Raw genomic sequence first — 24,584 nt, forward strand, 5'->3', positions numbered from 1 at the left:
GCTGCGTTCGTAAACGCAGCCTTCTTTCATTATATCATCTGTCTTTCCATCAGGGCAATGTCACCTTGAACAACTCACTTGGGCGATGTTCCCGATGAATGATGTCCACCATCTGATTAACAATATCGGGATGTTGGGCAGCTAGGTCATGATCTTCGTGAATATCTGCAGCCAAGTCGTAGAGATGAGGTTTTCCTTTCTTCACAACCAGTTTCCAGTCACCCATACGCACACCAATCTGGTCTGTTTCATGGAATTCCCAATACAGGAAGTCATGCTTCTGCTGCTTGTCGTCCTGCCCCAGCATCGTCGGAGCGAACGAGATACCGTCGAAGCAATCGCCTTCCAGCTTCTTGTTCAGATACTTTTTAGGGAACTTCTTGTCGCCTATCAGCTCGCAGAACGTAGGCATCACGTCGTAAAAGGCCAGCTGGTGGTCGTTTACCGTACCGGCAGGTACATGTCCCGGCCAGCGTACGATGAAGGGAATGCGAATACCGCCTTCGTAGCACTGACGCTTTAAACCGCGCAACTTACCGTCGCGCCCGAAGAACTCTGGATCGGCACCACCTTCCTCGTGAGGACCATTGTCGCTGCTGAAGATTACCAATGTATTTTCGTCCAGCCCCTTCTCTTTCAACTTGGCCAAAATCTCGCCCACATAGGCATCCAGACGGGTAATCATGCCTGCAAACTCGGCATGTGTATGCACCACGGCATTATAACGCGAACCTTCATCTCCTCCCCAAGTCTTGTCCACGAAGAACTTCTTCTTATAAGCCTTTAGAATCGAATCATTAGGCTGAGCCAGTTCTGCATGAGGCAATGTATAGGTGAAGAAGCCATAAAAAGGTTGTTTGCCGTCCTGCTTGTCGAGCCAAGCCAAAGCCTCCTGATGAATCATGTCAGCCGAATATTGGGGACGCTTCTTGTACTCGTCGCCATACATCGGATATTGGATGTTTTCTTCCATCGTGATGCGAATAGTAGCCGTATCGCCTTTCGACTTGCTATAACGGTTCAGGAAGTTCGGATAGTATAGATGGGCCTGGAACTGGCAGATGAAGCCATAATACTCGTCGATGCCGCGCTTGTCGGGCGTAGAGCACGAACCTTCGTAGCCGCCCGCCCACTTGCCGAACATGCCGGTGGTATAACCGTTCTTCTTCATGATCTCAGGCAGAATAATGTGACCAGGATCGTAGGGTTCCTGTCCCACAACGGTATATTCATCATTGTCACCGTATTTCATCAAAGGAGCATTGGTCCAATATTCTTTGTTTCCACGCACATGCCCATGGCCTGAGTGCTGGCCAGTCATCAGTGAGGCACGTGACGGCGCACTAACAGGGCTTCCTGCATAAGCTTGCGTAAAAAGCATACCCTCGGCTGCCATACGATCCAAATTGCGAGTTTGAATATATTTCTGTCCGTAACAAGCCAAGTCACCGTAACCCATGTCGTCACAGAGAATGAAGATAATGTTCGGACGGTCCGAACTATTGCCTGACTTTTCTGCCGCCACAAGCGGCAACGCCATCGTCAGGAAAGAAGCGGAATACAAAAGAGGAAATACTGGATTAGATTTCATAAGGTCACTATTAATTAATAATTGAAAATAAAAGATTTAACATCACAAAAGTAACTTATAAAAAGTCACAAACAAAACTTTCTGCTACAGCATTGCATTTGGGTTAACATTCATTTAATACAACAACCGCCAAAGAAAGCGATCAAAATCGCAACAGAGTACTCACCGCCGCCTGATAAGCATCAAGCCTGGAAGCCTTATGGATGGCTTTGTGTGCCTTGCGATCACCTTCGGGCAACAGATATTCCCAAAAGCTCTTCATCTTCATCAGCAACTGACGGTCGCCTCCCTGCAACAGCTCGGCATAGCGACAAAAAACATCGGAATGCATCAACCTGATTCTCTCAAGTTTCTCTGCCTCGGAAAACTCACTGCCACGTGCATATTCCAAACCCAGAGCCGGATTGGCCAGCAAGCCACGCCCGACAACGACACCTGCCAAACGGGGAAAACGCTCGCGAACACGACTAATATCAGCAACCGTCAGCAGGTCGCCATTATAGAAAAGCGGCTTCTCACACCCTTCGTAAAACGCACTGAAAGCCTCCATATCCACCTCTCCCTTATACTGCTGCTTGCCAAGCCGCGGATGCAGGATAAGGTCCGACAAAGGCAAACGGTTGAGCAAAGGCAACAGAGCCAGGCATTCATCCGCCTGCTCCCATCCCAATCGCAACTTGACAGACAAACGCATCTGGGGGAACTTCTGACAGAGCGTAGTCAGCAGGTTTTCCACCTCCTCGGGATAGGGCAACATGCCTGCCCCGTTATGTCGTTTAGCCAGCAAGGGGAAAGGGCAACCCAAGTTCAAATCTGCCTCGCGATAGCCTCTCGATACAAACAGTTCGAGAACCCGCTCCGCCTTCTCCAGATCGGGAGCGATGAGCTGGGGCACCAACCGAAAGCCTTCGTTATTCTCAGGCTCGATATCGCGCACGTCTTTCCGCCTGATTTCACCATGTTCCACTCTGACAAACGGCGAATAATAGCACTCAACGCCGCCAAAGAAACATGCATGAGCCTGCCTGTAGATGGCGTCGGTATACCCCTGCAAGGGAGAAAAACGGATGGAAAATGTTGGTTGCATGGTTGTCAGTCGGTTGTTTCCGACAAATGTAAGGATATTCTTGGGCTTTTGCAAATGCCCCAGCGAAAAGCCTTCTTTCTGCTCATGAAAAACGAGGTAGCGACCTGCCAAAAGAAAGCTATGTTTTCGACTAAAGAAAACTATGTTTTAAGACAAGAAAAGCAATGCTTTCTATCAGAAGAAACTATGTTTTTCCACCCGTTAATTATACCGAAAAAGAAAAAAGAAGAACGAAAAGGACAAACAGTTCCTACAAATATACGTTACTTTTGTAGTAAAACCCACCTTAAACAAGAAAGGAGCAAGAATATGAAAAAGTCAATTTACACCGCCTTCCTAGCCTGCACACTGGCATCTGCCACTCCCATACAGGCACAGACGGACAAAGAGGCACAAAAGGCACGCACTGAACAGACCGTCAAGGAGGCACTCGAGGCCCGTCGCTACCGCATCGAAGTAAATTACATGACACCCATGCGCGGACGGAGCCGTGCCCTGACCGACAACTATTCGCTGACCATACATGGCGATTCCGTCCTCTCTTACCTGCCCTACGTAGGCGAAGCTTACAGTGCGCCTTATGGCGGCGGAAAGGGACTGAACTTCGACGCCCTTATCCAGACCTACGAAGCGAAGGACGGCAAAAAGGGGCGCAAGGAAATCCGATTTACGACTACAAACGACGAAGATTCCTACACGTACCATCTGACCATCTATCCCGACGGTACCACACAAATTCGCATCCAACCCACGCGACGCCAATCCATCTCCTTCAATGGAAAGATGGATACGGATGAGTGATTCTTTTCTCACCTTCTGAAGTGCGATGTACATCACCTGTTTTTGCTTTTCTATTGATATACAATAGTTTGCTAAAAACAGATGTACATCGCACTTTCTTGTATTCCCTCCCCATACCCGCTAACTTTGCCGCCGAAAAAAATAAATGCATGAAAAAAACTAAACTCTTCATACTCTTCATCTGCGCCTGCATGGCTCTGCCTGCCCAAGAGAAGGGAAAACGCTCGCTTTGGAAAGTAGAGCTGGCAGGCGCTCTCAACAATTACGACGCTTGGGAAGTGGAACCATCCGTCGCCTTCCTGCCATTGGATTATGTCGGAGCCAGTCTGGGGCTGATGTTCATCCGTCCCTATCACGACAATACGCCTGCAGGAACATCGCAGGACAAACAGCTCCGATGGAGCTATACAGACGATTATGCTCCCAGCTATTTGTTAGCCCTGCGGCCCGCCCTGCAACTGAATACGCCGAAATGGTGGGTGGGGCGTGATAAGGACTATGCACTCTACCTCAGCCTGTCACCTGGTCTTACTCTACCCTTGCCCGCCAACCGTGGTTTCAACATCGACTATTATCCCAACAAGCCAGGCATGTGGACTACCATCCGCCGCGAATACATCCAAAATCAAGGAGCCCGCACCGTCTATTACCACCTGCGCACGGCGCTCTCATTGGAGATAGACGGAGGATTCATTTTCTCGCTCGGCTATACCTGCTCGGATTTCGACCTCTATGGTGGTAGTCGTAACATCACCATCGAAGGACGGAAGCTGTCTTTGCCCGCTCACAAGCTGATGCACTCGATATCCATTGGCCTTGGATACCGGTTCTAACTGGAATCAGCCAACACAAAAACACGTCAACAAAGGACATTTTCCCTACAAATCATTGCAAAAAGTCAAAGTTTGTTTTACATTTGCACACACTATACATTGAAATTATTATCACTTAGAACGAAAAACATACTTACCATGGACACAAGCAAGATTGTAGGCGAGAAAATCAAATCGCTTCGCGAAAGCAAGAACATCAGCCGCGAAGAGCTGGCAGAACGCTCGGGCCTGGCCATCGAACAGATTGAACGAATCGAAAACAACATCGACCTGCCCTCGCTGGCACCGCTTATCAAAATAGCCCGCGTATTAGGTGTACGCCTCGGCACCTTCCTTGACGATCAGGACGAAATGGGACCCGCCATCTGCCGCAAGTCGGAAGCAAGCGACAGCATCAGCTTCTCAAACAATGCGATCCAAAGTCGCAAGCACATGGAATACCACTCCCTGTCCAAATCGAAGGCCGACCGCCACATGGAACCATTTATCATCGATGTAGCTCCGACAGACGACAACGAGTTCGTCCTCTCCTCACACGAAGGCGAAGAGTTTATTATGGTGATGCAAGGCACCATGGAAATCTGTTACGGAAAAAACACTTACCTGCTCGAGGAAGGCGACAGCATCTACTACGATTCCATTGTCCCTCACCACGTACACGCTTATCAAGGACAGGCTGCCAAAATACTGGCAGTAATCTACACCCCCGTATAACACATGCATCTACATAAACTCGTATCGGGCACGCTACTGCTTATGGCTGTGGCGTGTACACGTGTTTCCGCCCAAGACGCCGAGCTGACTCGCATCAAGCAGAATTTCAGCCAACTGATACTGCCGACGGAAACGGATGAATTTCATCTGAACGCTACGCTGTCATCCCTTTCGCGTACCGAGAGAGGGTCTGACCAGGTTGTGGTGGAACTGTTCCAACGCTATCCTTCAGATCCCGACATCATCCGCACCTTCCTAACCACACAAACTGCCGAAGGTACCTGGCCCGACATCAACTACCAGGACAAGAAGCGTTCGGGATGGGAACCACGCATACACACGGAACGTATCCTGGAGCTGGTGAAGCTTTACTCCACCCCAGGCAGCTCCTACTATCATTCTGCCGAGATGGAAAAAGTCATACACAAGGCACTCGGCTGGTGGTTTGCCACCAAGCCTGTCTGCCTGAACTGGTGGTACAACCAAATAGGTGTGCCCAAGACCCTGGGCAACGCCTTCCTGCTCTTCGAACCACAGATGACGGACGAAGAACGACGGGGAGCCATCGAAGTGATGGAACATGCCCGTTTCGGCATGACGGGACAAAACAAAGTGTGGCTGGCAGGCAACGTCCTGGTACGCGCATTGTTACAAAACGACATAGATTTGGTGCGTCAAGCACGCAACAGCATCGCTTCGGAAATCGTCACAGGACAGACCGAAGGCATCCAGCCCGACTGGAGCTTCCACCAGCACGGCACACAACAACAATTCGGCAACTACGGATTGTCCTTCCTGGCCAGCATGAGTTTCTACTCGGGCGTCTTCGCAGGGACCTCGCTGGCCTTCAGCGACGAGCAGCTGGAGATTGTCCGCCGCCTCACCGACGAAGGCTACCGCTGGATCCTATGGAAAGGCAAGATGGACATCAGCGCCCTGGGCCGGCAGTTCTTCCAGCAATCGCAAGTGCATAAAGGCCTGGGAACCGCCTTTGCCGCTACCGAACTGGGAGGCGGCGCGTCCGAATCCTGCAACGAAACGGCCCGCGCCCTGTGTCGCGAGAACTTCGGCCCCAACGCCACGAACGGACTGACGGGGAACAAACATTTCTTCTGCTCCAACTATACCGTGCACCGCCGCCCCACGTGGATGGCTACGGTGAAGATGGCTTCGCGGCAGGTCATCGGGACCGAAACGCTGAACGGCGACAACATGAAAGGCTTCTACTCGGCCGACGGAGCTACTTATCTCTATCGGGACGGACGCGAATACCTCGACATCTTCCCCTTGTGGGACTGGCGCAAGCTGCCGGGCGTGACAGCCTTCGCCACCGATGCTCCCATGCCAGTGGTCAAGGGCGACCGACCGCGCAACAGTAGCGACTTCGTGGGCGGACTGTCGGACGGAAAGCAGGGCATGACGGTGATGGACCTCGACCGCGCCGGCCTACGCGCCCGCAAGGCGTGGATCTTCACCGACCGCTTTATTCTCTGCCTGGGAGCAGGCATACAGGCTGACAGCAGTCTGGCCGTAACCACCGCCATCGAGCAGTGCCACCGCCACGGCGACCTCTTCGTCCTGCTGCCCGGCAAACACTGGAAAACAGCGGAAGGCACCGTAACAGCCAGTGGCAAAGAAGTACGCTTCCACCACAACGGCGTAGGCTACATCGCCTGGGGAGACGGCCTGAGGGCGACAGCCACCACCGAACGACGAACAGGCGACTGGCACGACGTGATGCAGATGTACCCCGAAGGTACGACCGTCAGCGGCAACGTGGTGCAGCTCTGTCTAAACCACGGCACGACTCCAAAGGATGCCTCCTACCGATACGTCATCCTGCCCGATGCCGACCGCGAACAAACCGCCGACTTCGACCTCGGCACCATCCGTGTGTTGCTCAACGACCGCACGGCGCAGGCCGTCCTGCTGGCCGACGGTAGCTGCTGGCTGGCCGCCAGCGAACCCGCCACACTGACCCTGCCCGACGGCACAGTAGTGAAAGCTACCACTCCCGGCATCTACCGCATAGCCAAGGGAACCGACGGAAACTACACCGCCCTGTGGACCTCGCCCTCGCGACAGCATACGCAAGCCGGACTGAGCATCGGCGTCCAAACCCTGAAACTGACAGATACCTACCATTATACAAACAACGAATAAAGGAAAAACGCTTATGTTATACGAACGCACCCTCGGCCAGTGGCTGGAACACTGGGCCGAAACGACACCCGACCGGGAATACATCGTCTACTCCGACCGCAACCTGCGCTTCACCTGGAGCCAATTCAACCGCCGTGTGGACGACATGGCCAAGGGCCTCATCGCCATCGGCGTGGAGCGCGGCACGCACGTGGGCATCTGGGCCGCCAATGTACCCGACTGGCTCACCCTGCTCTACGCCTGCGCCAAGATAGGCGCCGTCTACGTCACCGTGAACACCAACTACAAGCAGTCCGAGCTGGAATACCTCTGCCAGAACTCAGACATGCACACCTTGTGCATCGTCAACGGCGAAAAGGACAGTGACTTCGTACAGATGACCTACGCGATGCTGCCCGAGCTGCGCACTTGCCAGCGCGGACACCTCAGGAGCGAACGCTTCCCCTACATGCGGAACGTCATCTACGTCGGGCAGGAGAAGTACCGCGGCATGTACAACACCTCCGAAATCCTCCTGCTGGGCGACAACGTGGACGACAGCCGCCTGGACGAAATGAAGGCGAAGGTGACCTGCCACGACGTGGTGAACATGCAGTACACCAGCGGCACGACGGGCTTCCCCAAGGGCGTCATGCTGACCCACTACAACATCGCCAACAACGGCTTCCTCACCGGCGAGCACATGAAGTTCACGCAAGACGACAAGCTCTGCGTCTGCGTCCCCCTGTTCCACTGCTTCGGCGTCGTGCTGGCCACGATGAACTGCCTCACCCACGGCTGCACCGAGGTCATGGTGGAGCGTTTCGACCCGCTCGTCGTCCTGGCCTCCATCCATAAGGAACGCTGCACGGCGCTCTACGGCGTGCCCACCATGTTCATCGCCGAGCTGAACCACCCCATGTTCGACATGTTCGACATGTCCAGTCTGCGCACTGGCATCATGGCCGGCTCGCTCTGCCCCGTCGAGCTGATGAAGCAGGTGGAGGAGAAGATGTTCATGAAGGTGACCAGCGTCTACGGCCTGACCGAGGCCTCACCGGGCATGACTCACACGCGCATCGACGACCCCGCCGAAGTGCGCTACACCACCGTGGGCCGCGACTTCGAGCACACCGAAGTGCGCGTCATCGACCCCGAGACGGGCGAAGAGTGCCCCGTCGGCGTGCAGGGCGAAATGTGCAACCGCGGCTACAACACCATGAAGGGCTACTACAAGAACCCCGAAGCCACGGCCGAAGTGATAGACAAAGACGGCTTCCTCCACTCCGGCGACCTGGGCGTGAAGGACGAACAAGGCAATTACCGCATCACCGGCCGCATCAAGGACATGATTATCCGCGGCGGCGAGAACATCTACCCCCGCGAAATCGAGGAATTCCTCTACCAGCTACCCGGCGTGAAGGACGTGCAGGTGGCCGGCATCCCTTCGAAGAAGTACGGCGAAGCCGTGGGCGCCTTCATCATCCTCCACGAGGGCGTCACGATGGACGAGAGCGAGGTGCGCGACTTCTGCCTGGGCAAAATCTCGCGTTACAAGATACCCAAATACATCTTCTTCGTCAAGGAATTCCCCATGACGGGCAGCGGAAAGATACAGAAGTTCAAATTGAAAGATGTGGGCCTGCAACTGTGCAAGGAGCAGGGAATAGAAATAATCTGACGGGAAAGGAAAATCCCGGATAAATAGTTAGCCGACCTATGTCGGGAGCCTGTCCGAGGCCTAGGACGCTCAGCCGACATAGGTCGGCGGCATTTCTGAGCCCTCCGACAGCCAGCTGATATAGGTCGGCGGCATTTCCGAGCCCTCCGACGGCCAGCCGATATAGGTCGGCGGCATTTCCGAGCCCTCCGACAGCCAGCCGATATAGGTCGGCGGCATTTCCGAGCCCTCCGACAGCCAGCCGATATAGGTCGGCAGCATTTCCGAGCCCTCCGACGGCCAGCCGATATAGGTCGGCGGCATTTCCGAGCTCTCCGACGGCCAGCCGATATAGGTCGGCTGACTCCACACGGGAATTACTCCGCCTTCTCGGGATAGCGCATATTGGCGGCAGTCATGTGTTCCAGCACCTCGCACAGGTATTTGTCCGCCTCCCAGCGGGCCATGGGCAGGTCGTGGAGCAGCCAGTTGCCGCAGTCCTTCGGAGCGGCGCCGGGCACTTCGCCGTCATACTGGGCGATGAAGCGGAACGTGTCCTGCATGAGCAGCAGGATGTCCTGCGGCTCCAGGTTGCCGCGCATCAACAGGTAGTTGCCCGTCAGGCAGCCCATGGGGCCCCAATAGATGATGCGGTCTTTCCACTGCGGCTCGTTGCGCAGGTAGGTGGCCGCCAGGTGCTCGATGGTGTGCAGCGCACCCTGTCCGAGGGCAGGTTCGCGGTTGGGTTCCTTCATACGGATGTCGAAGGTGGTGATAATTTCGCCGTTCACCTCGTCCTTGCGTGAAACGTAGATGCCGCGCAACAGGCGGAGGTGGTCGATGGTAAAACTGGGAATCTTGTTCATATCGTTTCTTGAGTGGTTAATATTCATTTTTCAGGACGGATTATGATTTCAGGCGTTGCCAAGCCTTTCGAGGAACGCCCACGTCGTCTGGAACGACCGTTCGGCCATGGTGGCCCAGAAGTCGCGATACTGGGCGAAGTTGTCGTCGTGCGCCCCCGGTGTGTCGCTGACGATGCGGAAGCTGAGAAAGGGCACACCGTAGACGAAACACGTCTGGGCGATGGCAGCGGACTCCATGTCGACAGCCATCCCCTGGGGGAAGTGGCGCTTGATGGCGGCCAGCTCGGCGGCGTCCTCCACGAAGCGGTCGCCCGTGCAGATGAGTCCGCCGTGAATGCGGCTCTCCAGTCCGGCGCCTTCGTTCAGCTCCAGCGCGTGGCGCATCAACTGGGGAGAAGCCTCGTAGTAAAGGGGCATACCCTGCACCTGGCCGTAGCGGGTGCCATCGTTGCCGCAGTAGACGTCGTGATAGACCAACCGGTCGCTGGCCACTACATCGCCCACGCGCAGGCCTGCGTCGATACCTCCCGCCACGCCGGTGCTGACAATGCAGTCCGGCCGATGACGGCGGATAAGTTCGGCAGCTCCCACGGCGGCGTTCACCTTGCCGATACCACACTGGGTGAGCACGACGTCGTTGCGGCCCAAGATGCCTTCCACGTAGCGGAAACGGTCCTCGCCGCTCTCCTTCTTCTGCGACAGGCGGTCCGCCAGCTGGCGGTGCTCGCTGTCCATTGCACTGATGATGCCTATCTTCATATTCTGATTGATGCTTAAAAAATGTGTGCAAATGTACGACATTTCCCCGAAATACGTCTGCAGGGAGCGTGGAAAATGGGAGGAATGTGCTATCTTTGTCCGCATAAACAAGACCAAAGAATTATGACACTGAAAAGAATACTCCCCGACCTGGTGGCGATTGTCCTGTTCGCCCTGCTATCGTTCGTTTACTTCTTCCCGGCCGACACCGAAGGCCGCGTGCTCTTCCAGCACGACACGGCGGCAGGCGTTGGCATCGGACAGGAGGCCAAGGAATACTACGAGCAGACGGGCGAACGCACTCGCTGGACCAACTCCGTCTTCGGCGGCATGCCCACTTACCAGATTTCGCCCTCGTACGATTCCAGCCGACCGCTGCAATGGGTACAGAAGGCCTACCAGCTGTTCCTGCCGCAGTACGTACAGCTGACATTCATCCTCATGCTGGGCTTCTACATCCTGCTGCGTGCCTTCGGCCTGTCTGTGTGGCTGTCCATGCTGGGAGGCATCCTGTGGGCGTTCTCATCCTACTTCTTCATCCTCATCTCGGCGGGGCACATCTGGAAGTTCATCACCCTGGCCTACATCCCGCCCACGCTAGCGGGCATCGTGCTGGCCTACCGCGGACGCCTGCTGGCGGGCGGACTGGTGGCAGCAGTGTTCGTGGCCCTGCAAATCGCGTCGAACCACGTGCAGATGTCCTACTACTTCCTGTTCGTCATCCTCTTTATCGTGGGTGCCTACTTCGAACAGGCCTGGCGCGAGAAGACGCTGCCGCAGTTCTTCCGGGCCAGCGCCGTATTGGTAGTGGCAGCCCTCATCGGCGTGGCGGCCAACCTGTCGAACCTCTACCACACCTATACCTATAGCAAAGAAACCATGCGCGGCAAAAGCGAACTGGTGCAGACGGGCGAGGCGGCTAGGCAAGCCAGCAGCGGGCTGGACCGTGACTACATCACGCAGTGGAGCTACGGCATCGGCGAGACGTGGACGCTGCTTATCCCCAACTTCAAGGGCGGCGCTTCCGTGCCCCTGAGCCAAAGCGAAACGGCGATGGAGAAAGCCAACCCGATGTACAGCAGCCTCTACAGCCAGCTGACGCAGTACTTCGGCGACCAGCCCATGACAGCAGGCCCTGTCTACGTGGGTGCGTTTGTGCTGTTTCTCTTCCTGCTGGGTTGCTTCATAGTGAAGGGGCCGCTGAAGTGGGCTCTCATCGGCGCCACGCTGTTCTCCATCGTGCTGTCATGGGGCAAGAACTTCATGCCGCTGACCGACTTCTTCATCGACTACGTGCCAATGTACAACAAGTTCCGCGCCGTGTCGTCCATCCTCGTCATCGCCGAGTTCACCATCCCCCTGCTGGCCGTCTTCGCCCTGAAGAAGATACTGGAAGAGCCCACCGTACTGCGCGCCAACCTAAAGGCCCTAGGCATCAGCCTGCTGCTGACAGCCGGCGTGGCCCTGTGGTATGCCGTACCCTCGTCGGGCGGTTCCTATGTGCCTGCCCAAGAAGCGCAGATGCTGCAACAGGCCGTCGACGGAGGCATGATACCCGCCAGCGAGCTGAACGGCATCCTGGCCAATCTGGGTGAGATGCGCGCCGCACTGGTACAGGCCGATGCCCTGCGCAGCTTCCTCATCATCGCCATCGGCCTGCTGCTGCTCATGCTCTACACTACGGGCAAGCTGCGGCAGTCATTCACCATGGCCGGCATCGCTGTGCTCTGCCTGGTGGACATGTGGAACGTGAACAAACGCTACCTGAATGATGCCCAATTCGTGCCGAAGAGTATCCAGACTACTACCTTCAGCAAGACGCCTGCCGACGAGCTGATCCTGCAGGACACAACCCTGGACTACCGCGTGCTGAACCTGACAACGAGCACCTTCAACGAGAACAACACCTCCTACTGGCACAAGAGTGTGGGTGGCTACCATCCTGCCAAGCTGCGCCGCTACCAAGAGATGATCGAGCACCACATCGCCCCCGAAATGCAGGCTGTTTACTCCGCGATAGCCCGTGCAGGCGGCAAGATGGACAGTGTAGACGCCTCGAAGTTCCGCGTGCTGAACATGCTGAACACCCGCTACTTCATCCTGCCCGCTGGACAGCAGGGACAGACCGTGCCCATCCTGAACCCCTACGCCTACGGCAACGCGTGGTTTGTCGACCAGGTACAGTACGTGAACAATGCCAACGAAGAGATTGACGCCCTGGACACAGCCGATCCTGCCGTAACAGCCGTGGTAGACTCCCGCTTCAAAGATGCCCTGAAAGGCCTGGTCGAAAGCCACCGCGACAGCCTCTCCACCATCCGTCTAACCAGCTACGCACCCAATCGCTTGGTGTATGAAACCGACAACAGCGGCGACGCCGTAGCCGTCTTCTCCGAAATCTACTATCCCGACGGCTGGCAGGTGAGTATCGACGGGCAACCTGCACCGCTGGGCCGCGCCAACTACATCCTGCGCGCCCTCCACATTCCTGCCGGGAAACACACCGTAGAAATGCGTTTCGACCCGCAGAGTCTACACGTCACCGAAGGCATCGCCTATACGGCCCTGGCCCTGATGGTCATCGGCGTGATAGCAATCGTATGGAGAACGCAACGACAAAAGAAACAAAAAGAATAAAGAAAACCGTCCCTACCTTCACAGGTAAGGACGGCCCAAGTCAATAATACATGAAAAAACGCTATTTAGAGAGAGTTCTAACCCTTCATTAGGGTAGCGATGCAAATGTAAGGATGAATCGGGATGTAAAAAAATCAAATCGACCAAAAGGCCGATTTTACCGACGGATTTCAGATTAGCCTAGCAATCTTTTACTCAAATAACGCACTGGATACCAAACAGAAAGAGAACTTACAACAAGCACCGTCGCAAACACGAGCACCACGTCGGACACATGAACACTGACAGGATAAGCGGTAACAATAAAGTCGCCATTGCCTCCGCCCAAAGAAATAAATCCAAAGGTACGTTGAGCCCAACACAACAGTAACCCGGCTACAATACCGGCAACCGCTCCAAAAAGAGAAATCAGCCGGCCTTCAAACAAAAAGATGCGAACGATGAGAGAGTCGTCGGCTCCAAGATTGCGCAATGTCAACACATCCTCCCGCTTATCCAAAATGAGCATGGAAAGGGAGCCAATCACATTGAAGCACGAAACGACCAGAATGAACGTTAGAAAAAGATAAGAAATGAATTTCTCTATTTCCATAATACGGAATACGTCGGCCTGCTGTTCGTAACGGTTTTGTACAACAAACCGCTCACCCAGTAAAGAGACAATCTGTTGCCGGACAACTTCCGTATCTGCATCAGGCTTTAGCTTTAGCTCAATAGCAGAGACCTCGCGCCCGTAACCAAAGAGACGGCGAGCAAAATCCAGCGAGGTGACAATATAGTTAGAGTCGTATTTCTCCTGATTGACCACAAACACAGCACCGGGCGAAAACAGGTATTCACGATTAAAAGCTGCAGAAGGATTGGCCAGATTAACCCGTACATTGCGACGCGGTGCATAAACCTGTAAAGGGTCGACAAACTGAATACCTGTACCCAATCGTGACATCAACTCGATGCCTAAGAAACCATAGTCCACGATATTATCTTTCAGGATAAACCGCCCCGTACCGTAGAGCAAGCTGTCAATGGAGGTCAGTTGTTCGAAGTTGTCTTCCACCCCCTTGATGACAGCCATCACCTGACGATCCTTGTACTGCACCATAGCATTCTCCTCAAGCGTCTCCGTCCACACCTCTACCTCAGGCAAGGCACGAACCTGTCGGAAAGCTGGCTCGTCGGGTAGAAACACCTTTCCCTCGCGAACGGTTATCTTCAGCTGGGGATCGAAGGCAGTAAAAAAACCGGCCACCATGTCCTGAAAACCGTTAAATACCGACAGGGTGCACACCATTGCCAATGTTGCCAGCGCCACTCCGCAGACCGAAATGCCGGAAATGATGTTGACCGCATTGTGCTTCTTCCTAGAGAACAGGTAACGGCGGGCTATGTAGAACGACAGGTTCAAAGGATGACCTTATTTAAGCAATTCGTCAATGCGCTCCAGATAGTCTAGCGAATCGTCCAAGAAGAACTTCAGTTCAGGAATAATGCGAAGCTGAAAACGTACACGGGTACCCAATTCGTATCGGATGGACTTCATGTTGGCATTGATGTTTTTAATGAGTTCCTCACCCTTCTCAGAGGGGAAGATACTGAGATAGACACGAGCAATGCTCATGTCGGGGCTGATACGTACAGCACTGACCGAAACCAGCACGCCGTGCATGCTCTTGGTCTGCAACAAAAAAATGTCGCCCAGCTCCTTCTGGAGCAGGCGGGCTATCTTATTTTGACGGGTTGTTTCCATATTAAGCGTAATGGTTAATAATTATTTTCAAATTGTGGGATTTTCCGAATAAGAGTCAATCCATCTCGCAGAGGAAGAATAACTTTTTCCACCCGACGGTCACGAGCCACGAAGTCGTTGAACTCCTTGATACGAATAGTCTGCAGATCTGAACTGTGCGGATGTTCTTCCAACACATGACCATCCCATAGTGTATTGTCAGCAATGATATATCCACCGTCAGTCAAATACGTAAGTGCCATCTCGTAGTAATCCAAATACTTACGTTTGTCTGCATCTATAAAAACGAGGTCGAACATCAACCCCAGCTGTGGTACTCGTTCCAAAGCGTCGCCGATATAAAAGCGAATTTTATCAGCATACGGCGAACCTTCAAGCCAAGGACGAGTGAAATCTTCCTGCTCGTCGTTAATTTCGAAAGTGTGCAGCATGGCTCCCTCAGGCAATCCTTCAGCCATACAGAGAGCTGAATAGCCGCTGTAGGTACCTATCTCGAGTACCTGGTAGGGACAAATCATCCGTACGAACATCTTCAACATCCGCCCTTGCAGGTGCCCCGAAGCCATGCGAGGATACAGAAGCTTAAGGTGTGTGTCGCGGTAGAGTGCTCGTAAGTAATCACCCTCCGGATCGATATGCTGCAATATGTATTCGTCTAAATCCAATTGATAATTGAAAATTGATAATTAAAAATGAAAAAAAATGGATGAAATCACTGTCCATTCTACATTCTCAATTTTCGATTAATTTATAAATATCGGTTGCTATTGGGCAATACACTGTCTTCAGCATGTTTCAGGGCATCTTCGACCACGTTGATTTCGAGGAACGAAGTCTGCGTACCCTCCTTACCACTACTCAAATAACCCACCATATCAGTAGGTTGTAGCTTACCGTCTTTCAACAGACGACGCAGGGCAGCAAAATAATACTCCTGTCCGTTGGCCAGCTCGGGCATGTAAATAGCCTCCACTCCATAGGAAAGAGCCAAGTGGCGCATAGTCTTCTCCTTGTAACAAATAGCCAGCACGGGATACTTGCCGCGGAAAGCAGCCAAATTACGTGCTGTACGACCACTATAACTATCAGTAATGATAGCACGAATTTTCAACTTAGTAGTGGCCTTCACAGCCTGCTTGGCCAAAAAAGCCGTCACATCGTTGCTGTTCTCGTCCAACGGGATACGGATGTCATTCTCGGTCAACTTATCCTTTTCGGCCTGTGCGGCTACCTTGGCCATGGTCTTCACAGCCTCTACCGGATACTTGCCATAAGCCGTTTCACCACTCAACATCAAAGCGTCGGTACGATAATAGATGGCGTTGGCAATATCTGTCACCTCGGCACGAGTAGGACGAGGATTATTGATCATGGTATGCAGCATCTGTGTAGCCACAATTACCGGCTTCTTAGCCAGAATACACTTGCGAATGAGTACGCGCTGAATACCAGGAATGCGTTCCTGAGCTACCTCAATACCCAAATCACCACGAGCCACCATGATACCGTCAGCCACTTCCAGAATTTCGTCGATGTTATCCACACCCTCCTGATTTTCTATCTTGGCAATGATACGAATGTCGCTATGATGTTCATCCAATATAGCTTTAATATCAAGGATATCCTGCTTGTTGCGCACAAAAGAATGAGCAATAAAATCGATATCTTTTTCAATCGCATATAAAATATTATTACGATCTTTCTCAGTCAGCGATGGCAGATTGATGCGTACGCCAGGCACATTTACACTCTTACGGTTACCCAATGTGGCCTCGTTCTGTACTTCGCAATAAAGATAGTCGCCATCCTTTTCCACCACAACCAATTCCAAATCGCCGTCGTCAATCAAGATATGCCCACCGACATTCACATCGTTCACAAAATGAGAATAAGAAACGGAGATACATTCGCGTGTGGTCGGCTGTTCGGGATTTCCTGTCACCTTCACCTTGTCGCCTACCTTGAACGGGATGGGGTCGCTTGCCAAAGGAGTTGTACGCACCTCAGGACCTTTTGTATCCATCAATATAGCGATCCGGTTAGAGACCGTACGTACGTTGGCTATCAGCTTCTCGAAACCTTCGCGTCCAGCATGGGCGGTATTCATACGAACTACGTTCATACCTGCCTTAAACAGTTCTCTGATAAAGTCAACCTCACAACGTTGGTCAGAAATCGTTGCAACAATCTTCGTTTGTTTTAATAACATACTCTTATACCTTATTATATTTATATTACCTATTCTGTTTAATAACATCCGCCAAAGCTTCCAACGCCAGCCGATAGGAATTCAAACCGAATCCACAGATAACTCCCAGACAAGCGCAAGAAATCATTGAAACATGACGAAATGCCTCACGGGCATGCACATTAGATATATGAACCTCCACAACCGGTGACTTCACAGCACGAATAGCATCCTGCAAAGCAATAGAAGTATGTGTATAGGCTCCTGCATTCAGAATGATACCATCGGCATCGAATCCCACCTGCTGTATCTTGTCAATCAACTCCCCCTCAATATTAGACTGATAGTAATCAATCTGCACCTCAGGATACTTTGCACGAAGTTCCGCCAGATAATCCTCAAAAGAAACACTTCCATAAATGGAAGGTTCACGTTTACCCAACAGATTTATATTGGGGCCGTTTATTATTTGTATCCACATAATCGTTTTTTATTTATCTTTGCCGGCCAAAGAACATTTATTCAAGATGCAAAGGTAGAAAAAAGAAATGAAAACAGAAGAAAAATCGAGGAATAAGGAAAAACTGGCACTGATTATCAGGAAATACCAACAATACCTGCGACTGGAAAAAGCCCTTTCCCCCAACACACTCGATGCCTACCTGACCGACTTGGAGAAGCTATTACATTTCCTTGAGGGCGAAGAAATAGATATCCTAGACGTCACCCTCGACGACCTGCAACACTTCAGTGCCGGCCTGCACGATATTGGCATACATCCGCGCTCACAAGCACGAATACTGTCGGGCATCAAGTCGTTCTTTCATTTTCTCGTTCTGGCAGATTACCTCGAAGGTGATCCAAGCGAACTACTTGAAAGTCCCAAAATCGGATTTAAGCTACCAGAAGTTCTCACCGTGGCAGAAATCGACACGATCATTTCCACAATAGATCTGAGCAAGCCCGAAGGGCAACGCAACCGAGCCATCCTTGAAACGCTATACAGTTGTGGCCTACGTGTATCTGAACTTTGTACTCTAAAGTTGTCCGATCTCTATTTCGAGGAAGGATTTATCAAAGTAACAGGTAAAGGCAACAAACAAAGGCTTGTTCCCATTTCCCCTCGGGCTATCAAAGAGATTCGATACTGGCTGGAAGACCGTAAACGCTGGAAGATCAAACCAGGATTTGAGGACTATGTATTCCTTGCCAGATGGGGTAACGGAATATCACGCATTATGATTTTCCACCTCATCAAGGAACTCGCAGAACAAGCCGGCATTACCAAAAATATCAGCCCACATACATTTCGACATTCATTTGCTACTCACCTGCTGGAAGGAGGTGCCAACCTGCGGGCCATCCAATGCATGCTGGGGCATGAAAGCATTGCTACTACGGAAATCTATACTCACATCGACCGCCATATGCTCCGCAGTGAGATTATAGAACATCATCCACGCAATATAAAGTACCGCAAAGAGCAAGAAATTCATTAAATTATAATAAATATCCCCTTCCAGTTAACAAAATGTAGAAAGATTTAATAACTTTGCGACGCCGTATCCTGTGTTGAACAGAGTAGGTAAACATATAAAGAATAGGCAAATCAATTACAAACTATTAATTTATACCTAAAATGACTAAGAAACTGTATTTGCCATTATTAATGGCGTTAGTTGTTGCATTGTCATCATGCAGCAAGAAGATGGGCGAACTGTCATCTGACTATTTCACGGTGACTCCGCAGGTATTGGAAGCCGTAGGTGGTAAGGTTCCCGCTACAATCAACGGCAAATTCCCTGAAAAGTACTTCAACAAGAAGGCCGTAGTAGAAGTAACTCCTGTCCTGAAATGGGACGGTGGAGAAGCCAAAGGTCAGCCTAGCGTATTCCAAGGCGAAAAGGTAGAAGGTAACGACCAGACAATCTCTTACAAGATGGGTGGTAGCTATACCATGAAGACTTCTTTCGACTATGTACCCGAAATGGCGAAGTCTGAACTGTATCTGGAATTCAAAGCCACTATTGGCAAAAAGACAGTTGAAATTCCTGCTGTAAAAATTGCTGACGGCGTGATTTCTACTTCTGAGTTGGTTAAACAAACTGCAGGAAGCGCAAACACTGCTACAGGTGAAGATGCATTCCAGCGCATCATCAAAGAAAAGTATGACGCTAACATCATGTTCTTGATCCAACAAGCTAACGTTCGTTCTAGCGAATTGAAGACAGCCAAAGCCTTCAACGAAGAAGTGAAGAACATCAACGCTACCGAAAACAGAAAGATCTCTAACATCGAAGTTTCTGCATATGCTTCTCCCGATGGTGGTCTTGATTTGAACACGAAGTTGGCTGAAAACCGTCAGGACAACACAGCTAAAGTAATCAACAGAAACCTGAAGAAAGACAAGCTGGAAGTTAACGTTGACACCAAATATACAGCTGAAGACTGGGAAGGCTTCCAAGAACTGGTTAGCAAGTCAAGCATCCAGGATAAAGAACTCATTCTCCGCGTATTGTCTATGTACTCTGATCCTGAACAAAGAGAGCAAGAAATCAAGAACATCTCTTCTGTTTATAAGACACTGGCTGATGAAATCCTGCCTCAACTGCGTCGTTCTCGTCTGACTTTGAACTACGAAATCATCGGTAAGTCTGATGAAGAAATTGCTAATCTGGCTGCTACAGACGCTAAGCAACTCAACATCGAAGAACTGCTGTATGCTGCTACACTGACTGACGATGCTGCTAAACAAGAAGCTATCTACACCAAGGCTACTCAAATCTATCCTGAAGACTACCGTGCATACAACAACCTTGGCGAACTGGCTTATGAAGCCGGTAACCTGGACAAGGCTGAAAGCTACCTGAAGAAGTCTCTGTCTATTAAGAACTCTGCAGAAGCTAACATGAACATGGGTCTTATCTCATTGGTTAAGGGTGACAAGGCTGCTGCTGAAACTTACTTGGCTAAAGCATCTGGAGCTCCTGAGCTGAACGAAGCATTGGGTAACTTGTACGTAGCACAAGGCCAGTATGAAAAGGCAGTCAACGCATTCGGTGATACTAAGACAAACAGTGCTGCTTTGGCTCAGATCTTGGCTAAAGACTATAACAAAGCAAAAACTACATTGGCTGGTATTGCAAAACCCGACGCTTATACAAGCTATCTGAGCGCTGTATTGGGTGCAAGAACTAACAATGATTCAATGGTTATCAGCAGCCTGAAGGCAGCTGTAGCTAAAGACGCTACGCTGGGCAAGAAAGCCGCTACCGACCTGGAATTCGCTAAGTATTATACAAATGCTGACTTTATGAGCATTGCAAAATAAAAAAGCATTCATACACAAAAAAATGTCCGGCATAGAAATATGTCGGACATTTTTTTTTATTCACGCCAAAAAGAATTACATTCGCAGCCGAAGTTATAGAAAAAACGAGCAATGAAGAAACTATATCCACTACTATTTCTGGCAGCATGGCTGCTAGCCGCTTGCAGCAACCACGAAAAGGACATTGTCAGCATCAGTGGCATCATCAAAGGTCTTGGGAATGACACTCTCTATATATGCGGTACAGACAGATTGTATAACCGCCTGGATACACTGACCGTCAAAGAAGACAAAATCTCAACCCAGCTAGAAATAGACACACTGATTTCGGCATGGCTGCGGTTCTCCGACGGGACGGAAATACCCATCTACATGAACAAAGGAGAAAAAATTGAAATCAACGGATCGGCTACTTGCCTGGACTCGCTCTATATCAAAGGAAACACCGCCAACGAAAAGTTGTCACTCTTCCGCCAAAAGATAGAAAGAGATACTACCCTCACGGCTCAAGCACTCGAAGATTCAGCTAAAGTCTTCATCCAAAACAATCTGACCTCACCTGCATCGTTATATGTATTAGACAAATACCTGGTACAAAAAACGTCACCCGATTTTCCGGAAATCAAGAAATTGATAGAAGGAATGACCGGAGAACTTAAAGAGTACCTCTATGTAGAAAACCTTCTGAGGCAAATAGAAACAGCGGAAAAAGCAGAACCGGGAAAGATGGCTCCATATTTCCAACTACCCAGTAGTGAAGGCAAAGATCTTAAACGAACGGACTTCAAAGACAAATACTTGTTACTACATTTCTGGGCATCATGGGACGAAAAGTCCAAAGCGAGCAACCAGATGCTACGCAAGATTTATAAAGACAAGAAAAAACATAAGGATTTTGAAATACTCGGCATCTCACTCGATACTGATAAAGACTTATGGAAAAAAGCTATTGAAAACGACACACTGACATGGAAACAGGCTTGTGACTGCAAAGGCTGGAACAGTGACATTATCGAACAGTTCAACATTCAGGCGTTACCGACGAACATTCTGCTCACTCCGACGGGGAAGATTGAAGGACGCAACCTGACTCAGGAGCAACTGGAAGCAAAATTGAAAGAAATCGCCAAAGAGAAAAAACAAACTAAAAAATAATCCCGTGCTTGTCAAAGTTTTCGCAGCGGCTGTCCAAGGAATAGACGCCACGCTCATCACCATCGAAGTCAACAGTACACGCGGCTGCATGTTCTACCTCGTAGGACTGCCCGACTCGGCTGTCAAAGAAAGCCACCAGCGCATCATCTCCGCCTTGCAGGTGAACGGCTACAAGATGCCCACGAGCAACATCGTCATCAACATGGCTCCCGCCGACATCCGCAAAGAAGGTTCGGCTTACGACCTGCCGCTGGCCATCGGCATGCTGGCCGCCAACGAGACCATCCAATCTGATAAGCTGGACCGCTACCTGCTGATGGGCGAATTGAGCCTCGACGGCAGCCTTCAGCCCATCAAGGGCGCCCTGCCCATCGCCATCAAAGCGCGCGAACTCGGTTTCGAAGGCATGATCCTACCCCAGCAGAATGCTCGCGAAGCAGCCGTCGTGAATAATCTGACCGTCTACGGCGTGGAAAACCTACGGGAAGTAGTCGAATTCTTCAACGGTAACCAGGAGCTGGCTCCCACCATAGTCAATACCCGGGAGGAATTTTATGCCCGGCAAAATACATTCGACCTCGACTTCGCCGACGTCAAGGGACAGGAAAACGTGAAGCGCGCTCTCGAAGTAGCCGCCGCCGGAGGCCACAACGTGCTGCTCATCGGTTCGCCCGGCAGTGGCAAATCCATGCTGGCCAAGCGCCTGCCCTCCATCCTTCCGCCCCTTTTGCTGGGTGAAAGCCTCGAAACCACCAAGATACACTCCGTAGCCGGCAAGCTGGGCAAGGATGGCGGCCTCATCTCTATCCGCCCCTTTCGCGACCCGCATCACACCATCTCCAACGTCGCCATGACCGGAGGTGGAAGCTTCCCTCAGCCCGGCGAAATCAGCTTGGCACACAACGGTGTCCTCTTCCTGGACGAGCTGCCCGAGTTCAGCCGTAACGTCCTCGAAGTGCTCCGCCAGCCACTGGAAGACCGTAAAATCAGCATCTCGCGTGTGAAGTGCAATGTGGAATACCCCGCCAGTTTCATGCTCGTAGCCAGCATGAACCCCTGTCCCTGCGGCTACTACAACCACCCGACAAAGCCCTGCGTGTGCAGTCCCGGCCAAGTACAGAAATACCTGAACCGCATCTCCGGTCCGCTGCTCGACCGCGTCGACCTGCAGATTGAAGTAACGCCTGTCCCCTTCGAAAAGATGTCCGACATCCGCCCCGGCGAACCAAGCGTCGTTATCCGCGAACGCGTGGTACGTGCCCATCAACTACAACAGGAACGCTACGCCCAAGTACCCGGCGTCTACTGCAACGCGCAGATGAACAGCAAACTGTTATCCCTCTACGCGCGACCCGACGAGCGCGGCCTCGCCCTGCTGAAAGGCGCCATGACGCGCCTCAACCTCTCGGCCCGCGCCTACGACCGCATCCTGAAGGTAGCCCGCACCATTGCCGACCTGGAAGGCTGCGAATCTATCCAGTCCGCCCACCTGGCCGAAGCCATCGGCTACCGCAACCTAGATCGCGAGGACTGGGCGGGATAAACTTCGAACCCATCTACCAAAAATTCCCCAGTCAGCCGATTATTTTTTGTTGACTGGGGAATTTTTATTTCCTAACTGGGGAAAAATCCTTGAAAGGCTCCAGATGGATATAGCTCCCGTCACTGCTGCGTAACAGTGAAATACTGCCAGTTGCTCGTAGCCTGCTGCTTCATTTCGTCATCGAAAATGGCGCAATAATACTTTAAAGAGAATTTTCCTTTCCTCAGATGGAGTTCATCATAAGGCATGAAGAGAGTACTTGACATGGCAACGTCATCATAGCGGGGAGTGAACTGTTTACCAACAACCACACTACCATCATACGTACCATAACAGGGCACGCTGCTCTTGTTGTCGTCCTTTAGCGGCGTACCATCCTCAAAATAGAAATAAGCGTTCAAGTCACCCGTTTTGCCCTTCATGCCTTCTACGCTATAATTGACGATGATGTTCATCCCCTTTTGCCCGTTCTGCACCACGTTATGTTGGGTTTCCACCGATTTGATGACGATGCTCTTTTCCACTAAGACCGAGTCTATTTTTTCTTCGTCATCATCCGAATCGGAAGAGATAGACTTTTCAGATAAATTGGAGGAAGAACTGCCTTTTGTCAACAGTTTGCCGAAATGTTCATCTGATCCCAATTTTTTCTCTATATCATTCAATATCGCATTAACAGTAGCCGCCGAATTAAACTTATCAAACTTAAATTTAAGAACCTCTTTAAACCTATTTTCGCCTATCCAACAATATGCAACAGTTTTAATATCATAACTCCTTAACATGGAAGCAAGATGGGCTGATCGTTGTTCAGGGCTCCATTCAACAATCAAATCATTATCAGATATGCCACTATAACAATCACAACAAAGAATGTCCAAATTAACTATAAATGCCACATCATCATCATCAGCGAATTCACAATCAGTACTATCCCACAAGTCGTCAAAAAAGAATTTTTGACCATTAGAAAACTCAATCAACACAACTTCTTCATAACCCCAATCTACGTCTTCATTTTCATCAAATAATAAAGCTGTACTTGGAACAATAAAACCGAACGATAAATAATAATAATAAGTATTATACTCCATAACCATGTATTCCATATCAAAAGGAGTAACATTATTTCCCGAAACCTTAACAGGTGAATTCACCCTATACATATACCACGGATCATCTTTTTTTACCTCAAACGGATAAGGCTCCTTCTCCCAATCCTGTTTTCCATCGCCCCGCACCAGGGCCAAGATTCCGCATACTACCGCTACCAGCAGCAGACACATTACCACCATTCGTTTCATCGTCATACGCTCTTTAAAATCCAGCATGTATTTCTGCAACTCATGCCACTTGGGAACAAGGAACTGTTTTGCAAATTTCACCATGTATTTCTGTAATTCACGCAACTTGGGTACGAGGAACTGTTTTACAAATTCCACAACTGATTTCTGCAACTTGTACCACCTGGGTGCAAGAAACTGTTTGATTTGCTCGAGGACCGGATGCATAGCGTAAGTATTTTAAAGG

The 24,584-nt window shown here is 51.0% G+C and carries 21 protein-coding genes; 10 read left to right on the top strand and 11 right to left on the bottom strand.

The window, feature by feature from the left end; translation table 11 throughout:
• Window positions 1-49: 49 nt before the first annotated feature.
• Window positions 50-1,540, bottom strand: coding sequence for an arylsulfatase (locus BQ8005_RS11150; RefSeq protein WP_394334120.1), 1,491 nt, complete (start codon window positions 1,538-1,540; stop codon window positions 50-52).
• A gap of 193 nt (window positions 1,541-1,733) precedes the next feature.
• A complete protein-coding gene (locus tag BQ8005_RS11155) occupies window positions 1,734-2,678 on the bottom strand; it encodes a tRNA-dihydrouridine synthase family protein (RefSeq protein WP_075319155.1) in 945 nt (314 codons plus the stop codon).
• Window positions 2,679-2,987: 309 nt separating this feature from the next.
• Between BQ8005_RS11155 and BQ8005_RS11160 the strand changes: the two genes are divergently transcribed.
• The 5 genes from BQ8005_RS11160 to BQ8005_RS11180 all read left to right on the top strand — a co-directional run bounded on the left by BQ8005_RS11160 (window position 2,988) and on the right by BQ8005_RS11180 (window position 8,849).
• Window positions 2,988-3,479, top strand: coding sequence for a DUF4251 domain-containing protein (locus BQ8005_RS11160; protein WP_075319157.1), 492 nt, complete (start codon window positions 2,988-2,990; stop codon window positions 3,477-3,479).
• A gap of 149 nt (window positions 3,480-3,628) precedes the next feature.
• Window positions 3,629-4,312: a hypothetical protein gene (locus BQ8005_RS11165; protein ID WP_021847349.1), complete on the top strand. Its 684-nt coding sequence runs from the start codon at window positions 3,629-3,631 to the stop codon at window positions 4,310-4,312.
• A 138-nt stretch (window positions 4,313-4,450) separates the two neighbouring features.
• Window positions 4,451-5,026 carry a helix-turn-helix domain-containing protein gene (locus tag BQ8005_RS11170; RefSeq protein WP_021847350.1) on the top strand — a complete coding sequence of 192 codons (576 nt, stop codon included), beginning with the start codon at window positions 4,451-4,453 and terminating at the stop codon, window positions 5,024-5,026.
• Window positions 5,027-5,029: 3 nt separating this feature from the next.
• On the top strand, window positions 5,030-7,189 hold the full coding sequence (locus BQ8005_RS11175; protein WP_075318093.1) for a polysaccharide lyase 8 family protein: 2,160 nt from the start codon (window positions 5,030-5,032) through the stop codon (window positions 7,187-7,189).
• A gap of 13 nt (window positions 7,190-7,202) precedes the next feature.
• On the top strand, window positions 7,203-8,849 hold the full coding sequence (locus tag BQ8005_RS11180) for an AMP-binding protein (RefSeq protein ID WP_075318094.1): 1,647 nt from the start codon (window positions 7,203-7,205) through the stop codon (window positions 8,847-8,849).
• Between the two features lie 69 nt (window positions 8,850-8,918).
• Here BQ8005_RS11180 and BQ8005_RS11185 read toward each other — a convergent pair whose 3' ends face one another.
• The 3 genes from BQ8005_RS11185 to BQ8005_RS11195 are packed head-to-tail and all read right to left on the bottom strand — an operon-like array spanning window position 8,919 to window position 10,453.
• Window positions 8,919-9,152: a hypothetical protein gene (locus tag BQ8005_RS11185; protein WP_159436244.1), complete on the bottom strand. Its 234-nt coding sequence runs from the start codon at window positions 9,150-9,152 to the stop codon at window positions 8,919-8,921.
• A gap of 53 nt (window positions 9,153-9,205) precedes the next feature.
• Window positions 9,206-9,694, bottom strand: a complete 489-nt coding sequence (locus BQ8005_RS11190) for an S-ribosylhomocysteine lyase (RefSeq protein WP_075318096.1) — start codon at window positions 9,692-9,694, stop codon at window positions 9,206-9,208.
• Between the two features lie 48 nt (window positions 9,695-9,742).
• Complete coding sequence (locus tag BQ8005_RS11195; protein WP_075318097.1) at window positions 9,743-10,453, bottom strand: 5'-methylthioadenosine/adenosylhomocysteine nucleosidase; 711 nt, start codon at window positions 10,451-10,453, stop codon at window positions 9,743-9,745.
• A gap of 123 nt (window positions 10,454-10,576) precedes the next feature.
• Here BQ8005_RS11195 and BQ8005_RS11200 point away from each other — a divergent pair, with 123 nt between their 5' ends.
• On the top strand, window positions 10,577-13,090 hold the full coding sequence (locus tag BQ8005_RS11200) for a YfhO family protein (protein ID WP_075318098.1): 2,514 nt from the start codon (window positions 10,577-10,579) through the stop codon (window positions 13,088-13,090).
• A gap of 175 nt (window positions 13,091-13,265) precedes the next feature.
• On the opposite strand, the gene BQ8005_RS11205 is transcribed toward BQ8005_RS11200, so the two are convergent.
• From BQ8005_RS11205 to aroQ, 5 genes are all read right to left on the bottom strand, one after another.
• Window positions 13,266-14,495, bottom strand: coding sequence for an FtsX-like permease family protein (locus tag BQ8005_RS11205; RefSeq protein WP_075318099.1), 1,230 nt, complete (start codon window positions 14,493-14,495; stop codon window positions 13,266-13,268).
• Window positions 14,496-14,504: 9 nt separating this feature from the next.
• On the bottom strand, window positions 14,505-14,837 hold the full coding sequence (gene rbfA, locus BQ8005_RS11210) for a 30S ribosome-binding factor RbfA (protein WP_021847358.1): 333 nt from the start codon (window positions 14,835-14,837) through the stop codon (window positions 14,505-14,507).
• A 14-nt stretch (window positions 14,838-14,851) separates the two neighbouring features.
• On the bottom strand, window positions 14,852-15,502 hold the full coding sequence (locus BQ8005_RS11215) for an O-methyltransferase (RefSeq protein WP_021847359.1): 651 nt from the start codon (window positions 15,500-15,502) through the stop codon (window positions 14,852-14,854).
• A gap of 83 nt (window positions 15,503-15,585) precedes the next feature.
• Window positions 15,586-17,046, bottom strand: a complete 1,461-nt coding sequence (pyk, locus tag BQ8005_RS11220; RefSeq protein WP_021847360.1) for a pyruvate kinase — start codon at window positions 17,044-17,046, stop codon at window positions 15,586-15,588.
• A gap of 25 nt (window positions 17,047-17,071) precedes the next feature.
• The gene (gene aroQ / locus BQ8005_RS11225; RefSeq protein WP_021847361.1) at window positions 17,072-17,506 is read right to left on the bottom strand and encodes a type II 3-dehydroquinate dehydratase; all 435 of its coding nucleotides are present in this window, start codon (window positions 17,504-17,506) and stop codon (window positions 17,072-17,074) included.
• A 67-nt stretch (window positions 17,507-17,573) separates the two neighbouring features.
• Between aroQ and xerD the strand changes: the two genes are divergently transcribed.
• The 4 genes from xerD to BQ8005_RS11245 all read left to right on the top strand — a co-directional run bounded on the left by xerD (window position 17,574) and on the right by BQ8005_RS11245 (window position 23,054).
• Window positions 17,574-18,524: a site-specific tyrosine recombinase XerD gene (xerD, locus tag BQ8005_RS11230; RefSeq protein ID WP_021847362.1), complete on the top strand. Its 951-nt coding sequence runs from the start codon at window positions 17,574-17,576 to the stop codon at window positions 18,522-18,524.
• A 140-nt stretch (window positions 18,525-18,664) separates the two neighbouring features.
• The gene (locus tag BQ8005_RS11235) at window positions 18,665-20,356 is read left to right on the top strand and encodes a tetratricopeptide repeat protein (protein WP_075318100.1); all 1,692 of its coding nucleotides are present in this window, start codon (window positions 18,665-18,667) and stop codon (window positions 20,354-20,356) included.
• 111 nt (window positions 20,357-20,467) lie between these two features.
• Window positions 20,468-21,511 (top strand): thioredoxin-like domain-containing protein, encoded by a 1,044-nt coding sequence (locus tag BQ8005_RS11240; protein ID WP_075318101.1) that lies wholly within the window; start codon window positions 20,468-20,470, stop codon window positions 21,509-21,511.
• A 4-nt stretch (window positions 21,512-21,515) separates the two neighbouring features.
• A complete protein-coding gene (locus tag BQ8005_RS11245) occupies window positions 21,516-23,054 on the top strand; it encodes a YifB family Mg chelatase-like AAA ATPase (RefSeq protein WP_075318102.1) in 1,539 nt (512 codons plus the stop codon).
• A 119-nt stretch (window positions 23,055-23,173) separates the two neighbouring features.
• On the opposite strand, the gene BQ8005_RS11250 is transcribed toward BQ8005_RS11245, so the two are convergent.
• Window positions 23,174-24,442, bottom strand: a complete 1,269-nt coding sequence (locus BQ8005_RS11250; protein ID WP_234984036.1) for a hypothetical protein — start codon at window positions 24,440-24,442, stop codon at window positions 23,174-23,176.
• Window positions 24,443-24,584 lie beyond the last annotated feature (142 nt).

The organism is Bacteroides togonis (assembly GCF_900130135.1).
GTDB classification, from domain to species: domain Bacteria; phylum Bacteroidota; class Bacteroidia; order Bacteroidales; family Bacteroidaceae; genus Bacteroides; species Bacteroides pullorum.